We start from the raw sequence: 16,482 nt of genomic DNA, 5'->3' as shown, positions 1-16,482 counted from the left end.
ATATGAAAAATTTTAACTTTATTAACAAAAACCAAGAAATCCTAAAAATTGCTTTAATTAACTTAGCGCTTTTACTTTTTTTCGTGGAACTCGGTTCCTTGGGATGGTATTTTGTCAAGCACAAGCAATTTTTCTATACTAGACAAAAGACGCAAGATAAGTCGGCTTTAGGAATTAATTTAGAAGGAGTGCGGCTCAACGAGTCGATTGTCGAAAGGTTTCATCCTTTTTTTGGGTTTATTCAAAAACCCAGCGCTGATTTTCGACCGGGTTTTAAGGTTAACAACTACGGATTTATCTCTCCTTATGATTACCCTTTAAAAAAGACAAATAAAAATCAATTTATTATCGGAGTATTTGGCGGCTCCGTGGCTTCAAATTATGGGATATTTGAAGTTCAAAATAAAATTTTACCTCGATATATAAAGCAGATTCCGGCTTTCAAAGATCGAGAATTTGTAATTTTGTCATTTGCTACCGGAGGCTACAAACAACCGCAGCAATTATTAATTTTAAACTATTTTTTGGCTTTGGGGCAAGAACTGGATCTAGCCGTAAATATAGATGGTTTTAATGAAATAGCACTTTCTAATTTAAACAATAAAAATCAAGTCGATTTGGCGATGCCAAGCATTCAGCATATTTTGCCGCTGACTAACTTGGCGAATAATAGCCTTTCTACAAAAGCCATGAAAGCAACGATCGCAATTAAAGAAAATAAAGCTAGGATTAATCAAAGTTTGGAAAGTTTGCAACACTGTTCTTTAGCTGCGTGCGATGCTTTGACTTCTGTTTACGTTCAAAATTTAGTAAATAATTATAAAAGAGATGTCATTAAGTTTGAAAAAGCACGGACGAAACAACAAAAAGATGATAGTGGCAGCGTTATTTATATAAATACTAACAAGTCTGTTTTACAGGATTCAGTAGCTTTTCAAGAAATGGCGTTGAATTGGGCAAAAAGTTCAATTTTTATGCACAAAGTTCTCTCTGCTAGTAATGTGCCTTATTTTCATGTTCTTCAGCCTAATCAATATTATCAGACGAAAAGAGTGTTTAGCGAAGCGGAAAAGCAGATTGCTTTTAACAAGGATACTCCTTATGCTAAAGCTGTGCAAATTGGATATCCGGCTCTTTTCAAAAAGTTTCCGAATTTGGAAAAAAATAATATCAATATAGTGAATGCTGTCAATGTTTTTGACAAGACTAAAGAGGCTGTTTATGTAGATAGCTGTTGCCACTACAATCAAGCTGGAGAGGTGGTTTTCAGCAATTATGTGGGTCGTTCTATTCTGGAAGCTTTGCGGAAGGATGAAATACAAAAGAAGAAGTAGGGGTGGCTTCCACTAACCATCAACGACTCAAACAAACAGTCTCAAAAACCCGCCCCGCCATGCTAAATTTGAATGTACATTTCGATTTACCGTGGGGTGGGGCGGGTTTATTTATATTGTGAATTATTGCCGAGATTGTTGGTCAAACCCGCCCATACAAAGGAAATGTACTTTTTATCTGGGCTGATAAGAACAATTGACTGTGGTGAATGGTTTTTAGGTTTTTGGTTCGGTTCTAGGTCGATCGCCCGCTGAGTCGATCGGCATTACCAATATCTTATCAACTCGGTTGCCGTCCATATCGACTACTTCCACGCGCAAACCGTTCCACTCAAAATGCTCGGCTGCTGTAGGAATTTTGCCCAAATGTGTAATCACAAAACCGCCCATTGTGTGGTAACTTCCTTTGTTTTCTGCTGATAATTCGTCGAGGCCAAACAGCTCAAAAAAATCTTCGACTGGTAGCATTCCGTCTAACAGCCAAGAACCGTCTTCGCGCTGGACGGCTTCCGGCTCGTCAGCATCTTCAATCGAGGGAAAGTCGCCAACAAGTTCGACTAAAATGTCGTTGACTGTAACCAATCCTTGAATCACACCGTATTCGTCTACCACTAAGGCAATTTGATTGCTAGATTGCTTGAAAAGCTCTAATACTTTTAACCCCCGCGTGCTTTCAGGTACAAATAATGGCCGCCGTAAAGAAGCGCTTAAATCGAGAGGTTGACCTGTTAAAGTCCTCGACAACATATCTGTAACGTGTACTAAACCGAGCACGTTGTCGAGGCCTCCCTGACACACTGGAAACCGAGAATGACCGCTGCCGAGCATTTTTTGGCGGTTTTCTTCTACGGAGTCGTCGAGGTCGAGCCAAGTAAGATCGGGACGCGGGGTCATTAAGGCGCTGACTCGCCGATCGCCCAAACGAAAGACTCTTTCTACCATGTCTTGTTCGGCTTCTTCAAAGGTTCCGGCTTCGGTTCCTTGCTCTATTAAAACTTTAATTTCCTCTTCTGTAACTTGCGGTTCTGTCGAGGGCGATATCCTCAGCAGCCGCATCACTAAGTCAGTGGAATAACTTAACAGATAAACCGCAGGAGCGCCAATTTTGGAGAGCATTCGCATGGGAATTGCTACGCTTGAGGCGATCGGCTCCGGGTTGTTGAGCGCTAGCCGCTTCGGCACGAGTTCGCCGATAATTAAGGTCAGATAAGTGATGGTTAAAATTGCTACTACTGAGGCGATCGTCTGAGAGTAGGGCGCGAGGCCAGGAATCAGGCGCAACAAAGGCTCTACTCTTCTAGCAACCGTCGTTTCTCCGAAAGCGCCCGATAGAATGGCCAGCATAGTAATCCCGATTTGAACTGTCGGCAAGAACTGATTGGGAGCATTAGCCAGATCCAAGGCTACGCGGGCATTGGCTGAACCTTGGTTGGCCATCTGTTGCAGTCTCACCTTCCGTACAGAGATGATGGCCATCTCTGACATCACAAACAAGCCATTGAGGAAAATTAGCAGGAGAACAATCAGAATATCGGTACTTGGGGACATTTCTAAAATTTTCGGTAGTAACGGCGAAGCGCTCTGCCCGGTTAGTCGATTTTAGATTTTAGATTTTAGATTTTAGATTGACTCCGCAGCCAGTATCTGGGAGATTTCCCTAATGTCTAAAATTTTTCAATCTTCACAACTTGAGTCGGGGGCTTGTATCCGTCTTTGGGTGCAGTCACAGGAGAGGTCTGGAAGCTGCGAATCTCGATCGCAAAATCGAAATTTTTTCTAAACCTGGCCCTATATTAACGGAACTGGCTCGATCGCGATCGCAGGATCGAGATATTAGAGCAAAAATCTATCGCCAGTTAAGTTCCAAGGCATCAACAGCACATCGGCACGATCGTGGATGTTTGTCGTACAATCTCCTTAACAGGCAAAGGGAAAGAGCCTTCGCCGATCGGGGATTAAAATTAAAAGCGCATGACTTTCTCTTCAATAATTCGTACCCTGGGGCGATCGCCCCTAGCAACAGAACTCCTCAACAAGCTCAAGCGCCATCGCTACGTGCAACTCAATGGCTTAGCCCGCTTGCCCAAAGGTTTGGTAGCTTCCGCCCTCGCACAGCAAGAAGGACGGAGTTTACTGGTAGTGACGGCAACTCTAGAAGAAGCGGGGCGCTGGGTGGCCGGGCTGGAGGCTATGGGGTGGCAGACTGTGCATTTTTACCCGACTTCGGAGGCTTCGCCCTACGAGCTATCTTACTCGGATGAAAGCGAAATGACTTGGGGGCAAATGCAGGTGCTGGCGGATTTGGTCGAGAAACGAGAAACAAACGCTAATTCTAAGCCGATCGCGATTGTATCCACCGAAAGAGCTCTCCAGTCTCACTTGCCGCCGCCTGCTGCTTTTGAACCCTACTGTCTGACGCTGAAGCGAGGTATGGTTCAAGACTCGAAGATTTTAGACCGCCAACTGGCTTCAATGGGCTACGATCGGGTGGCTCTGGTGGAAATGGAGGGCCAGTGGAGCCGTCGGGGAGATATTGTCGATGTATTTCCAGTGGCGGCTGAGTTGCCAGTGCGGCTGGAATGGTTTGGGGATGATTTGGAGCAAATTCGGGAGTTTGACCCGTCTTCGCAGCGATCGCTTGATAAGGTCGAGCGCTTGGTGTTAACTCCTACTAATTTTAACGCAATTATTAAAGCAGTTTTAGCTGAAAAAAAGGTTGACGAAATCAACCACATAGGCTCTGTTGATACCGAAAATGAAACCGAAAAATTTGTCCGCAGGCTGTTGGGTTTAGCGTTTGAAAAACCCGCATCTTTGTTGGATTATTTGCCAGAAAATACTTTAGTTGTTGTTGACGAACCGCAAGGCTGCGAAGCTCACAGCGACCGCTGGTTTGAGAATGCAGAGCAACAGTGGAAAAATTGCGAGCGGGAATCTGTTGTTGCGGATGCGGGAACAGAAAAGTTGCCAATTTCTCATTTGAAAGTTCCGAAAATTCATCGCACTTTTGCGGAATCTATGGCAGATGTCGCAGGTTTCGACAGGCTAGAACTTTCAGAATTGGCAGAAGATTCGACTGCTAAAAAATTTCAAAGCTCTGCGGAGGGCGACCAGCTACCGTCGGCGATTAATTTGGCTTCTCGGCCTGTGCCGGTGATGCCTCACCAATTTGCTAAGTTGTCTCAAATGCTCAGGGAAGAGCGCGATCGGGGTTTTACTATTTTCCTGGTTTCGGCTCAACCCAGCCGTTCTGTTTCTTTGCTCTCGGAACACGACTGTCCGGCTCAGTTTGTGGTGAATCCGCGCGATTATTTGGCGATCGACAAGTTGCAATTGCAGCACGTTCCGGTTGCTTTGAAATACAGCGGGCTGGCAGAATTGGAAGGTTTTATTCTGCCGACTTTTCGGATTGTTTTAATTACGGATCGGGAATTTTACGGTCAGCATTCTCTCGCTACTTTTAGCTACGTCCGCAAGCGCCGCCGCGCTGCTTCTAAGCAAGTAGACCCGAATAAATTAAGCCCGGGTGATTATGTGGTTCACCGCCAGCACGGAGTGGGCAAATTTCTCAAGTTGGAACGTTTGACGATCGATCGCGAAACTCGCGAATATTTGCTGATTCAATACGCTGACGGTACCCTGAGAGTTGCGGCAGATCAGTTGGGGGCTTTGTCAAGGTTTCGGACTGTAGGCGAGAAAGTACCCGATCTAAACAAGCTGACAGGTCAAACTTGGGAAAAAACTAAAACAAAGGTTCGCAAAGCTGTTAAAAAATTGGCAGTGGATTTGCTGAATCTTTATGCTAAAAGAGCTAAACAAACAGGTTACGCTTTTCCTCCCGATATGCCTTGGCAACAAGAATTAGAGGATTCTTTTCCTTACCAGCCAACCCCAGATCAGTTGAAGGCAACTCAGGATGTGAAACGCGATATGGAGGGCGATCGACCGATGGATCGCTTGGTCTGCGGCGATGTCGGTTTTGGCAAGACGGAAGTTGCTCTGAGAGCGATTTTTAAGGCGGTTACAGCGGGCAAGCAGGTGGCTTTGCTCGCGCCGACGACGATTTTGACCCAACAGCACTATCACACGCTCTCAGAGCGTTTTTCCCCTTATCCGATCGAAGTTGGTTTGCTCAATCGCTTTCGCACTGAAACCGAGCGCCGGGAGATTCACAAGCGTTTGGCGACTGGGGAATTAGATGTGATTGTCGGTACTCAAGCTGTTTTGAGCAAAGCGATTAAATTTCGGGATTTGGGCTTGTTGGTGGTGGATGAAGAACAGCGGTTTGGAGTTAAACAAAAGGAAGCGATTAAAGCTCTCAAAACAGAGGTAGATGTTCTGACTCTGACAGCAACGCCGATTCCCCGGACTTTGTATATGTCGCTTTCGGGGATTCGCGAGATGAGTTTGATTGCGACTCCGCCTCCCAGCAGGCGCCCGATTCAGACGCATTTGGCTCCCTATAACCCGGAAGTGGTGCGATCGGCCATTCGTCAAGAATTGGACAGGGGCGGTCAGGTTTTTTACGTGGTGCCGCGGATTGAGGGGATTGATGAGTTGGCCGCTCAGTTGCAGGAGATGGTACCGTCTGCCAGAATTGCGATCGCCCACGGTCAAATGGAGGCTTCGGAATTAGAATCGATTATGCTGACCTTTAGTGCGGCGGAGTTCGATATTTTGGTGTGCACGACGATTATTGAGTCGGGTTTGGATATTCCCCGTGTCAATACGATTTTAATTGAAGACTCGCAGCGCTTTGGTTTGGGTCAGCTTTACCAGTTGCGGGGACGGGTGGGACGTGCGGGGATTCAAGCTCACGCTTGGCTGTTTTATCCGAAGCAGAACAAGCTGTCTGATGCTGCAAGGCAGCGGCTGCGGGCAATTCAAGAGTTCGCGCAGTTGGGTTCAGGCTATCAGTTGGCCGTCCGAGATATGGAAATTCGCGGTTCGGGTGATGTTTTGGGTACTGAACAGTCGGGTCAAATGGAGGCGATCGGTTTTGATTTGTATGCTGAAATGTTAGAGGAGGCTATTCGGGAAATTAAGGGTCAGGAAATTCCGAAAGTGGAGGACGCGCAAATCGACCTGACTTTGACGGCGTTTATTCCTGCTGATTACATCGCAGATTTAGATCAAAAGATGAGCGCTTACCGATCTGTGGCGAATGCTAATACCTCAGAAGAGTTACAGCAGATTCAGGCTGATTGGTGCGATCGTTATGGGCCAATTCCTCTTCCAGCCCAGCAACTTATCCGTGTTGTCGAACTCAAACAAATCGCTAAAAAAATCGGTTTTTCTCGGATCAAACCGGAGAATAAGCAGCACATAGTTTTAGAAACGGCTATGGAGGAGCCTGCTTGGAATTTGCTCAAGGCCAATTTGCCGGAACATTTGCGCTCTCGTTTTGTCTACAGCAAAGGGAAGGTTACTATTCGAGGTATGGCGGTTTTGACGGCCCAAAAGCAATTGGATAATTTGATTGATTGGCTGGGTAAAATGCAGGGCGCTTTGCCGGAAGCAAATCTTTAATTTTAATATATAATCCCCAAATCTCGCGCACCGCCTAAACCACAGAATAATTCCGATGGAACCAGAAAAAATATTACTGCTGTTTTCATGATTGTTTTAGCGACAGAAAGGATTAAAATCGTGAAAAAGTTAGTGAGTATTATTTTGGCGATCGCGCTAGTGCAAGGAGTCCCAATGGCGGTTCAATCTCAACAATTAATTGACCCGATCGATCGGGTTGTGAATGCAGGATTGATGAATAAAGATGCCAGTGGCAATTTTAATGCTGAGGGCCTTGTCAGTCGCGCCGATTTGGCGGTGATTTTAGTGAAAACTTTTGGTTTGGAACGGCGGAAAACCGCTCAAAAACCGGATATTGAATTGCCGGACGTACCGAAGAGTTACTGGGCTTACAGTGCGATTCAAACTGCTTTGAAAACGGGAACGATGAGTGGATATCGCGACGGAATGTTTTTCCCAAATCAAAGGGTGAGTCGCGCTGAAGCTTTGGCGATTTTTGCTCAAGCTTACGGGGTTTTTCAGTTTCCCGATGCCAGCATTTCGGAGATTTTAGCTAAGTATCCAGATGCAGGGGAAATCCCTAATTGGGCTAGAAAGTCTATGGCTACTGCACTTTATGAAGGGTTTGTTAATGTTGAACTCGGAACTAATAAGATTAATCCTTTGAAGCCGATGAATCGCGGAGATATCGCTTACGCTTTGAGCAAGTATTTGGAGCGGCAAGTAAGGCCAACTTCTTTGCCTGTCCGGGACGAGGAGCCTCCTAATCGCGGCATGGGAAGGTGATAGTTGTTCTGCATTTAAATTAATTTTTTTGGGCGGGCAGGATGCCCACCCCACAAAAGTTTCAATAAACAGGATTGTGAAATTTAAATGCACACCAGCTTAGTTGTAAGTTGTGGGAACCGTCTTGACGGTTACGACGTTCTTAATTCCTTCTTCCCTCTTCCTTCTTCCCTCTTCCTTCTTCCCTCTTCCCTCTTCCTTCTTCCTTCTTCCCTCTTCCTTCTTCCTTCTTCTAGAAAAAGTCGATCGCCCGCCATGCAAAATCCCGGAGATTTGGTGACTGTAAAAGCAGCCATCAAACCCCCAGGATTTAAATTTTTCCTCTTAAACGAGGCTCAAATTATTACCAATGAGTGTTGGCTCAATCAGCAGTAGCCAATTCGGTACTGCCGCCGCCGCGCTTCCGCGTCAGAGTATTGAAAAGCATCTGACCGACTGCTTTAATCAAATTGCCTTCTAACTCCATGAACATCTTCATGTTCATGCCAAAAGCTGCATTAGCTTCGTCAACAATTCGCTCTGCTGTTGCTTCGTCAATCGGCAGTTCATTCATTGCCTGACGGTAGTTAGCCTTGAATTCTTTTTCATCAGGAATATCCTGGAATTCATAGAAAGCAGTGCCTTCTCCCTCGGTAAGATTCATCCCGCGCTGGGCAATTCCCTTCAGGATTTGTCCGCCGGATAAATCGCCAAGGTAGCGAGTGTAAGAGTGAGCGACTAACAGTTCCGGTGCGGTAGCCGAAATCTCGTGAATCCGCTCCACATAAGCTTTTGCTGCGGCTGACGGAGCTACTTGTTCGCGCCAATTCGCACCGTAGTAGTAAAATAAATCTTGCTCTAAGCTTTGTTTGCGATTCAACTCAGAAAAGTAAATTTTTGAAACAACCGGGTGCTGCTTTTGGCGTTCCATTTCCTCTTCCATTGCCGAGTAGACAAAGTAGAGGTTTCCTACTAACTTCCGGTAAGAAGTTTTTTCTACAACGCCTTTTAAAAAACACTTGACAAAACCGACGTTTTCTGCCATTGTGTGGGACTTTTTCGTTCCCTCACGCAATTTGGTCGCTAAATTGATGCTCATGCTATATTGTCCAACCTTCTATTTTTGTGGTAGTTGATGGATGCGCCAAAAATCTAAAATTTACCTAAGTGTTTACCTTAGATCGATTTGATGAGAGATTGTATTAATTTTTATAACAAAACCTAGACTCAGCAGAAGGCATCCGAAGGTAGAAGGCACAAACAGTTTAGTCATTAGTCCTCAGTCATTGGCTGTTAGCGAATGACTACTGACTAATGACTAATGACTACTGACTGCTGGCTAATTTAGATGTCCAAGTCGAGGAGGTTGAGTTTGGGGCCGTAGGTTTCGATGAATTCGCGGCGGGGGGCGACACGATCGCCCATTAAGATCGTAAAGATGCGATCGGCCTCAGCAGCGTCTTCAATTTCCACCCGTTTCAGCGTCCGAGTTTCTGGGTTCATCGTCGTATCCCACAACTGTGTCGGCATCATTTCACCCAAACCTTTGAACCGCTGAATGGTGTAGTTAGCATTCGCCGGAAATTCATTGCGGATGAGATTGTTCATTTCGCGATCGCTGTAACAGTAGTAATGATTGCGTCCGCGTTCCACTTTATAGAGAGGAGGACAAGCAATGTAGATGTAACCTTGTTCTACAAGTGCGCGCTGATAGCGGTAGAAGAAAGTCAGCAACAGCGTGCGGATGTGAGCACCATCAACGTCAGCGTCAGTCATAATTACGATGTGGTGATACCGCAATTGACCCGGATCGAATTCTTCGCCTTTGATGCCCAAACCCAGGGCTGTAATTAACGATTGAATTTCGTTATTTTTGTAGATTTTGGCATCGTCGGTTTTTTCAATGTTAAGAATTTTACCGCGCAAAGGCAGGATTGCTTGGAATTGGCGATCGCGCCCTTGTTTTGCCGATCCGCCTGCAGAATCCCCCTCCACCAGGTAGATCTCAGACAGGGCGGGGTCTCTGGAACTACAGTCCGCTAATTTTCCAGGCAAAGGAGACGATTCTAAGACTGATTTTCGGCGCACTAAATCGCGGGCGCGGCGGGCGGCTTCAGCGGCCTTAAATGCCTGAATTGCTTTTTCCAAAATAGCGTCAGCTACTTGGGGGCGAAACTCTAAATATTCTGTCAATACTTCGCCTACCAAGGAATCAACAATTCCCCGAACTTCGGTATTTCCTAGCTTAGTTTTAGTTTGGCCTTCAAATTCCGGGTCTGGGACTTTGACAGAAATCACTGCTGTCAAACCTTCGCGCACGTTTTCGCCGGCTAGATTGGGTTCGTTTTCTTTGATTTTGTTGCGCTTGCGGGCGATCGAATTCATCGTCCGCGTCAAAACTGCCTTCAAACCTTCTAAGTGCGTGCCTCCGTCGATCGTCCGAATGTTGTTAGCAAAACCTAGAACGTTGTCGCTAAAAGCATCGACGCACCACTGCAAAGCCACTTCTATCTGCACGTTGTTGCGTTCTCCTTGCACGTAGATCACTTCTTCGTGCAGAGGCTGCTTTTCGCGGTTCATGTAGGCGATATATTCCTTGATTCCGCCCTCGTAACAGTATGTTTCGATGCGAGGTTCGCTACTTTTGAGCAGTTCCAAACGGTGGTCGCTAAACGTAATTCTCACGCCCGCATTCAAGTAACCCAATTCTCGCAAGCGCCCGGCGAGTGTAGTGTAATCAAATTCAATGCCAGTGGTAAATATTTGAGTATCTGGCAAGAAAGAAACTGAAGTGCCGGTGCGAGTGCCTTTGTTGGGCTTGGCATTAAGTTCAGTAACTGGATTGCCTCTTTCGTAGCGCTGTAAATGTTCTTTTTGGTCGCGCCAAACTGTCACTTCTACCCACTCGGACAGCGCGTTAACAACAGAAATACCTACACCGTGCAATCCTCCAGAAACCTTGTAGCCACCACCGCCAAATTTACCGCCGGCGTGAAGTACAGTCATTACTGTTTCTATTCCCGATTTGCCAGTCTTGGCAACGATGCCGGTCGGAATACCCCGGCCGTCGTCTGTCACGGTAACGGAACCGTCGGCGTTGATGTCAATCTCGATGTGAGTGCAGTGGCCAGCCAGCGCCTCATCTATGGAATTGTCCACAACCTCGTAAACTAGATGGTGGAGTCCTCGCGGGCCGGTAGTACCGATGTACATCCCCGGTCGTTTACGGACTGCTTCGAGACCTTCGAGAACTTGAATCTGGTCGGCGCTGTAGCTGCTGGTCATACAAAAATAGCTCCAATAATGAGGCCTAAAGCCCCGAAAGCTTATAAAATAGGAAAACTCCTAAAATTATAGCACAAAACCGTTAAAGGCGATGCTAGGGCATTCTGAATGGAAATTTATCGGGGGGAGGGAGGGGAATAGTTTTGAGATTGCTTGAGGACTGCCCAGCCCGATCGCGGTGAATCAGTGGAGGGAGAGAGAGGAAAGCATTGATAGGAGAGGATTTGAGAGTTTTTATAGGGAAATGTGCGACAGCTTATGCCTAGATTAATTACGATTTGCGGGGCGACGGCGACTGGGAAGTCGGGAGTGGCTTTGGCTTTGGCTTCGCGACTGCAATCCTCAATCCTGAGTGCGGACTCGCGTCAAGTGTACCGCGAATTTGACATTGGAACCGCAAAACCGACGGCGGTCGATCGCACTTGTGTACCGCATCACTTAATTGACATCTGCGATCCGACAGAAACTCTGACATTAGCAGATTACCAACAGCAAGCTCAAAAATTAATTGCTGATGTCGATTTTCCTGTTTCTCCCCCCCTGTTGTTGGTGGGAGGGACGGGCTTATATATTAAATCGATCGTGCGCGGTTTGAAAATTCCGAGGGTAGCGCCGATGCCCGAATTGCGATCGCAACTTGCAGAACTCGGACAATCTCAATGTTACGCGATGTTGCAGCAGGTCGATCGGTCTGCCGCTGAGAAAATTCACCTCAATGATTCCGTCAGAACTTTAAGAGCACTGGAAGTATTTTATGTCACTGGTCGCTCTATTTCCGAGCAGCAGGGTGAAAATCCTCCCCATTATCCTATTTTACAAATTGGGTTGGATTGCGCGATCGATGTTTTAGTCGATCGTATCAAACAGCGCACCGAACAAATGCTAGAACGCGGTTGGATCGCTGAAGTAGAATATTTGTGTAAAAAATACGGCTGCGACTTGCCCTTGTTGAACACGCTGGGCTATCAGGAAATAAAACAATATTTGGCGGGCGACATTAAGCTTGAAGAAGCTAAAGAATTAACAATTTTGCACACGAGGCAATTTGCGAAGAGACAGCGCACCTGGTTTCGAGCGTATCCTGAAATTGAATGGTTTGATGTTAGCAGACCAGATTTGCTAGAAAGTGTTTGGCAGAGAGTGCAGCAGTTTGTCAATTAATTTTATATCGAAATAAATTTTTTTAACCGCCGATTAATGCTGATTAACGCTGATGTAATTTAAATTGGTTGGCGAGTTTTTTAACTAAAGAAAGTCTAATTTTTTCGTTAACTTTGATTAGGTAAAATCTCTCTAATTCTTTGCCGAAACAAACGCACAGCCGCCCGCTGTCCGACGGTTCTGCTTTGTTCGATGAAACCGGGAATTTCTGCAACAGGTAAAAAGGGAAAAGCTAAACTGCGATCGCACACTTCATATTTCCCTTCTACAAGTTGATAAACTTGCAGAGATTCCCGCCGATACCTCCAAAGTTCGGGAACGCCAAGAGCAGCATATATGGAATCTTTATTAACTGAAGAATTCGTATAATCCGACTCTATTGCTAAATCAGGTGGCAAATCCTCTGGAAGGTTGATATCTCTTTTGCCTCTGACGCTGGCTTCATTTTGAATGTAGAAACAAGTATCAGGTTCGACAGCACGAGTTAAATCTTCCCGTTCGAGAGTCAGAGAACCAGCTTTCATCACTTCGATTTCTAGCTCGTCTGCTGTAGCTTCAATAAAGCTTTCTATAAGTCCTTTGGGAACTTCATGTTCTAGATGCGGCATCCTGATTTCTAATAATCCTCTATCGTAAGCAATTCTCCAAGCTCTATCCTCCCCAACATCTGCCAGCAATGCTTTAAAAGTTGACCAACTGACACCTTTTAAAATAACTCGGTTTTCTGGGGTAGTTTGCTGCTCTACGGGAGTTGATGTTGTTGTTACCATTTAACAATTCCTTGGTAGCTTCATCAATTTTTATTATATAGGATAATAGGATGTTTTTTCTCGTTCCCAGACTCTGCCTAGAAATGCCTGAATCGCAGGCTCTGCCTCGCGGCAATAAGGAGGCAGAGCCTCCGGATATGCGTTACTAGGCAGAGCCTAGAAACGAGGGGAAATCCGTCAATTAACTGTACAAACTAGCTACATATTCGCCGTAACCGTTATAGGGCAAAGTCGGGCGAGTTTCCCACGACCAACTGTTACCTGGGCCGACTATCCGTTCACTGGCCTGCGACCATCTGGGGTGCGGTTTGTCGGGTTCGACATTTGCTTCAAAAGCATATTCGTTGGGGCCGATTGTATTCCAAAAAGTGGCGGGCTGTTTTTCGACAAATTCAATTTTGACGATCGACTTTGCGCCCTTAAAACCGTACTTCCAAGGAATCACTTGCCGCAGCGGCGCACCATTTTGCTTAGGTAATTGTCTCCCGTACAAGCCTGTGGCAAAAAATGCTAAATCGTTGGCCATTTCATCAATTCGCATTCCCTCGGTATAAGGCCAAGGATAAAATTGCGAAAATACGCTGGCACCTTTGGTAATTTTGGGGTCGTAAAATGAGGTAAAGCGAACGAATTTAGCGTTTGATTTAGGTTCGACATCAGCCATCAGCAATTTCATGGGAAATCCGACCCAAGGAACTACCATCGCCCAGGCTTCGACGCAGCGAAATCGATAAACTCGTTCTTCGATGGGAAATTTTTTGTAGAGGTCGTCAATATCATAAGTGCGGGGATTTTTTACTAAACCGCCTACTTCTACTTTCCAGTTTTCTGTTGGCAAAGCTTGAGCGGCTTGCCAAATAGATTTTGTGCCGCCGTATTCATAAAAATTGTTGTATTTTGTAGCTAAGGCTTCGTCGGTAATCGCTCGATCGACTTTCGCAAAGGTAGGATTGCGGCTCAATCCCGAATATGCTTGGGTTGAGCTTTGCTCCAAAGCAGTTTTTGAGCTAGCATTGCTTTGGCAGCCTGTCAGCGGTAGCAGCGAAGCAGTCACGCCGGCGCCAATTAAATTGGTCATGAAGCGGCGGCGGTTGAGAAAGGCTGTTTCTGGGGTAATTTGGGGATCGAGAATTTCCCAAGATTTGGGGACGCGAATTAACGGCATAAGTAATAGTTAAAAGTTAGTAGTTAGTTTGGCAAATTTTGCCTGAGTTTTAATCAGTCAATCAATCGATTTTAGATTTTAGATTGACTCGATAGAACAAAGGAGCAATGATATTTGGCAAGGCCTGGCGATCGCAATGAAAGTATTCGCAATGACAGTATAACGTAATTCGGTCACAGCGAATCCCGCCGATCGCTCGATCGACCTATTAAACCTCGCTCGCAGGAAAGTCAGCAATTATTTACGCGCGATCGACCGAAGCAATTGTGGCGAAAATCTGGGAAACAATTATGATCAAGCAAAGATTCCAATTATTTAATTTGTCCACAGGAAGCGGCACGCACCGCCCCGCTTTCCTCCCCCACCAGCAATAATGTCGGACGGGGGGTCTCCAGCGGAAAGACAAATGAGTTACTGCACCAATCCCAATTGCCAGAACCCCCAAAATCTCGATCGCGCGACAGTCTGCAAAAGTTGCGAGTCGAATTTGCTGCTAAAAGGCCGCTACCGAGTCTTTCACACCCTCGGTCAAAGTCTCACTTGCCGCACCTTCTTAGCAGTCGATGAAGACCAACCTTCGCAACCCCGCTGCGTTATTCAACAGTTCTGCGGATCGGCAGCCGCGGACGGTCAAAACCAGCTAAACCGGACATTTCTCGGCTCAGCCTCAGTTCTCGACGAGTTGGGCAAACATCCCCAAATACCGAAACTACTGGCATCTTTTGAACTCGAAGGCTGCCAGTATTTAGTGCAAGAATACATCGAAGGCCGCAATTTAGCCGATCGGCTTTCAGAAAAAGGTGTTCTTAAAGAAATTCACATTTGGTATCTGCTGAGCGAATTGTTGCCAGTCCTGCAATTTGTTCACGAAAATCAACTGATTCACCGAGATATCAAACCGTCCAATATTATTCACCGCAAATCTCCCCAAGCATCCCCAGCTTTGGCAGGGAAAGAGCATCTGCATTCCCTGTCCGGGGAAGGTGGTTCAGGGCTAGTTTTAGTCGATTTCGGCGCGGCAATTCCAGCAAACAGCGGGCCGCTCAAAACAGAAACGGTGATAGGTTCTGCCGAATACGCGGCCCCGGAACAAATTAAAGGTCAAGCGATTAAGAGCAGCGACATCTACAGTTTGGGCGTCACTTGCGTTCACTTGTTAACGGGAATGTCGCCCTTTGATTTGTTTGACATCAAAGCGGACAGTTGGGCCTGGAGGCATTATTTGAAAGTACCAGTCTCGGCGCGACTCGGCCGCATTCTGGATAAAATGGTGCAGCGAGAACCATCAAAACGCTATCGATCGACCGAGGCAATTCTCAAAGACATGAAATACGGCCCGGCACCGGTAGACGTTATTCTCAGCAAACCCAAGTGGACTTTAGCCATGTGGGGAGGAGCGACGGTTGCTCTGCTGTCCGTAGTGCTGGGTTCTCGCTTGCCATCTCCAGTACCGCAGGCTTTCACTTCTTCTGAGCCTGCTTCTAGCATTCCCGAAATTCGGTTCAATCCGCCCCCGATGCAAAATTTTCGCGGTGAGGCATCGCAGTCAGGGCCTGCTGTGCGCACTCTAGCGGATCAAGACAAAAACCCGGTTTGGGCGGTAGCAGTCGCTCCCAACGGCCGCGTGATAGTCAGCGGCAACAACGACGGTACAGTTCACCTGCTGCACAAGCGTCGCGGCAAGCTGCTCAAGGTTTTAACAGGACATTTGGGCCCCGTGTGGTCGGTGGCGGTCAGTCCCGACGGCAGGACGATCGCCAGCGGCGGCGTTGACGGTACGATTAAATTGTGGAATTTCTATTCTGGCAGGTTAATTCAGACTTTGGACGGACACCAAGACGGCGTGTTCTCGGTGGTTTTCAGTCCCGACAGCCAAACCGTAGCCAGTGTCGGTAAGGACAAAACTTTGAAACTGTGGCAAGTCGAAAGCGGGGCCGAGTTGGAAACTCTCAAGCGGGTTTTTGACGAGGTGCAGTCGGTGGCTTTCAGTCCCGATCGACAAACTTTGGCGATCGGCAGCAGCGACGGTAAAATCAACCTGTGGAACTGGCAGACTGGGGAATTGAAAGAAACTCTTTGGGGTCATTCCGAGGGGGTCTGGTCTCTGGCCATCAGCCCGGACGGTCAAACTCTCGCCAGCGGCAGTTGGGACAAGACGGTGAAGTTGTGGGATATCAGCCCCAATAATCAGTCCGGGCAGCCCAACGGTTATCTGCTGCGGACTTTGATCGGCCATTCCGACAAGGTTAAGTCCTTGGCTTTCAGTCCCGACGGAGACAAGCTGGCCAGCGCCGATTTGAGCGGGACTATCAAGCTGTGGCGGATGGGTTCCGGCGAAATGACGGGCACGCTGAAGGGTCATTCTACTTGGGTGGAATTGGCTTTTAATCCTCAGGACAAAACTCTGATCAGCGGCAGTTTTGACGACACGATTAAGGTGTGGCGGCTGTCTCCTTAATTTGTTCGATTGTCC

Annotated in this window: 11 protein-coding genes; 5 read left to right on the top strand and 6 right to left on the bottom strand. The window is 46.8% G+C overall.

Translation table 11 applies throughout. The annotated features are described in order from the left end of the window. Positions 1 to 2: 2 nt before the first annotated feature. A complete protein-coding gene (locus E5S67_RS10275; RefSeq protein WP_172186938.1) occupies positions 3 to 1,334 on the top strand; it encodes a hypothetical protein in 1,332 nt (443 codons plus the stop codon). A gap of 216 nt (positions 1,335 to 1,550) precedes the next feature. Here E5S67_RS10275 and E5S67_RS10270 read toward each other — a convergent pair whose 3' ends face one another. Then, positions 1,551 to 2,882 carry a hemolysin family protein gene (locus E5S67_RS10270; protein WP_172186937.1) on the bottom strand — a complete coding sequence of 444 codons (1,332 nt, stop codon included), beginning with the start codon at positions 2,880 to 2,882 and terminating at the stop codon, positions 1,551 to 1,553. A 423-nt stretch (positions 2,883 to 3,305) separates the two neighbouring features. On the opposite strand from E5S67_RS10270, the gene mfd reads away from it, so the two are divergent. Further along, positions 3,306 to 6,863, top strand: coding sequence for a transcription-repair coupling factor (gene mfd, locus E5S67_RS10265; RefSeq protein ID WP_172186936.1), 3,558 nt, complete (start codon positions 3,306 to 3,308; stop codon positions 6,861 to 6,863). A 120-nt stretch (positions 6,864 to 6,983) separates the two neighbouring features. After that, positions 6,984 to 7,649 (top strand): S-layer homology domain-containing protein, encoded by a 666-nt coding sequence (locus E5S67_RS10260; protein ID WP_339382822.1) that lies wholly within the window; start codon positions 6,984 to 6,986, stop codon positions 7,647 to 7,649. A 131-nt stretch (positions 7,650 to 7,780) separates the two neighbouring features. Here E5S67_RS10260 and E5S67_RS10255 read toward each other — a convergent pair whose 3' ends face one another. The 3 genes from E5S67_RS10255 to gyrB form a co-directional block, all read right to left on the bottom strand. Continuing rightward, positions 7,781 to 7,945 (bottom strand): hypothetical protein, encoded by a 165-nt coding sequence (locus tag E5S67_RS10255; RefSeq protein WP_172186934.1) that lies wholly within the window; start codon positions 7,943 to 7,945, stop codon positions 7,781 to 7,783. 65 nt (positions 7,946 to 8,010) lie between these two features. After that, positions 8,011 to 8,727, bottom strand: a complete 717-nt coding sequence (locus E5S67_RS10250) for a biliverdin-producing heme oxygenase (RefSeq protein WP_172186933.1) — start codon at positions 8,725 to 8,727, stop codon at positions 8,011 to 8,013. Positions 8,728 to 8,972: 245 nt separating this feature from the next. Further along, the gene (gene gyrB, locus E5S67_RS10245; RefSeq protein WP_172186932.1) at positions 8,973 to 10,913 is read right to left on the bottom strand and encodes a DNA topoisomerase (ATP-hydrolyzing) subunit B; all 1,941 of its coding nucleotides are present in this window, start codon (positions 10,911 to 10,913) and stop codon (positions 8,973 to 8,975) included. A 258-nt stretch (positions 10,914 to 11,171) separates the two neighbouring features. Here gyrB and miaA point away from each other — a divergent pair, with 258 nt between their 5' ends. Further along, positions 11,172 to 12,074, top strand: a complete 903-nt coding sequence (gene miaA / locus E5S67_RS10240) for a tRNA (adenosine(37)-N6)-dimethylallyltransferase MiaA (RefSeq protein WP_172186931.1) — start codon at positions 11,172 to 11,174, stop codon at positions 12,072 to 12,074. A gap of 107 nt (positions 12,075 to 12,181) precedes the next feature. Here miaA and E5S67_RS10235 read toward each other — a convergent pair whose 3' ends face one another. Then, a complete protein-coding gene (locus E5S67_RS10235; protein WP_172186930.1) occupies positions 12,182 to 12,844 on the bottom strand; it encodes a Uma2 family endonuclease in 663 nt (220 codons plus the stop codon). Between the two features lie 181 nt (positions 12,845 to 13,025). Further along, positions 13,026 to 14,009, bottom strand: coding sequence for a protein-methionine-sulfoxide reductase catalytic subunit MsrP (msrP, locus tag E5S67_RS10230; RefSeq protein WP_172186929.1), 984 nt, complete (start codon positions 14,007 to 14,009; stop codon positions 13,026 to 13,028). Positions 14,010 to 14,415: 406 nt separating this feature from the next. On the opposite strand from msrP, the gene E5S67_RS10225 reads away from it, so the two are divergent. Then, positions 14,416 to 16,467, top strand: coding sequence for a serine/threonine-protein kinase (locus E5S67_RS10225; protein WP_172186928.1), 2,052 nt, complete (start codon positions 14,416 to 14,418; stop codon positions 16,465 to 16,467). Positions 16,468 to 16,482 lie beyond the last annotated feature (15 nt).

Origin of the sequence: Microcoleus asticus IPMA8 (genome assembly GCF_013179805.1) — a bacterium.
GTDB lineage: Bacteria > Cyanobacteriota > Cyanobacteriia > Cyanobacteriales > Microcoleaceae > Microcoleus > Microcoleus asticus.
This window is presented reverse-complemented; position numbering and strand designations above follow the sequence as displayed.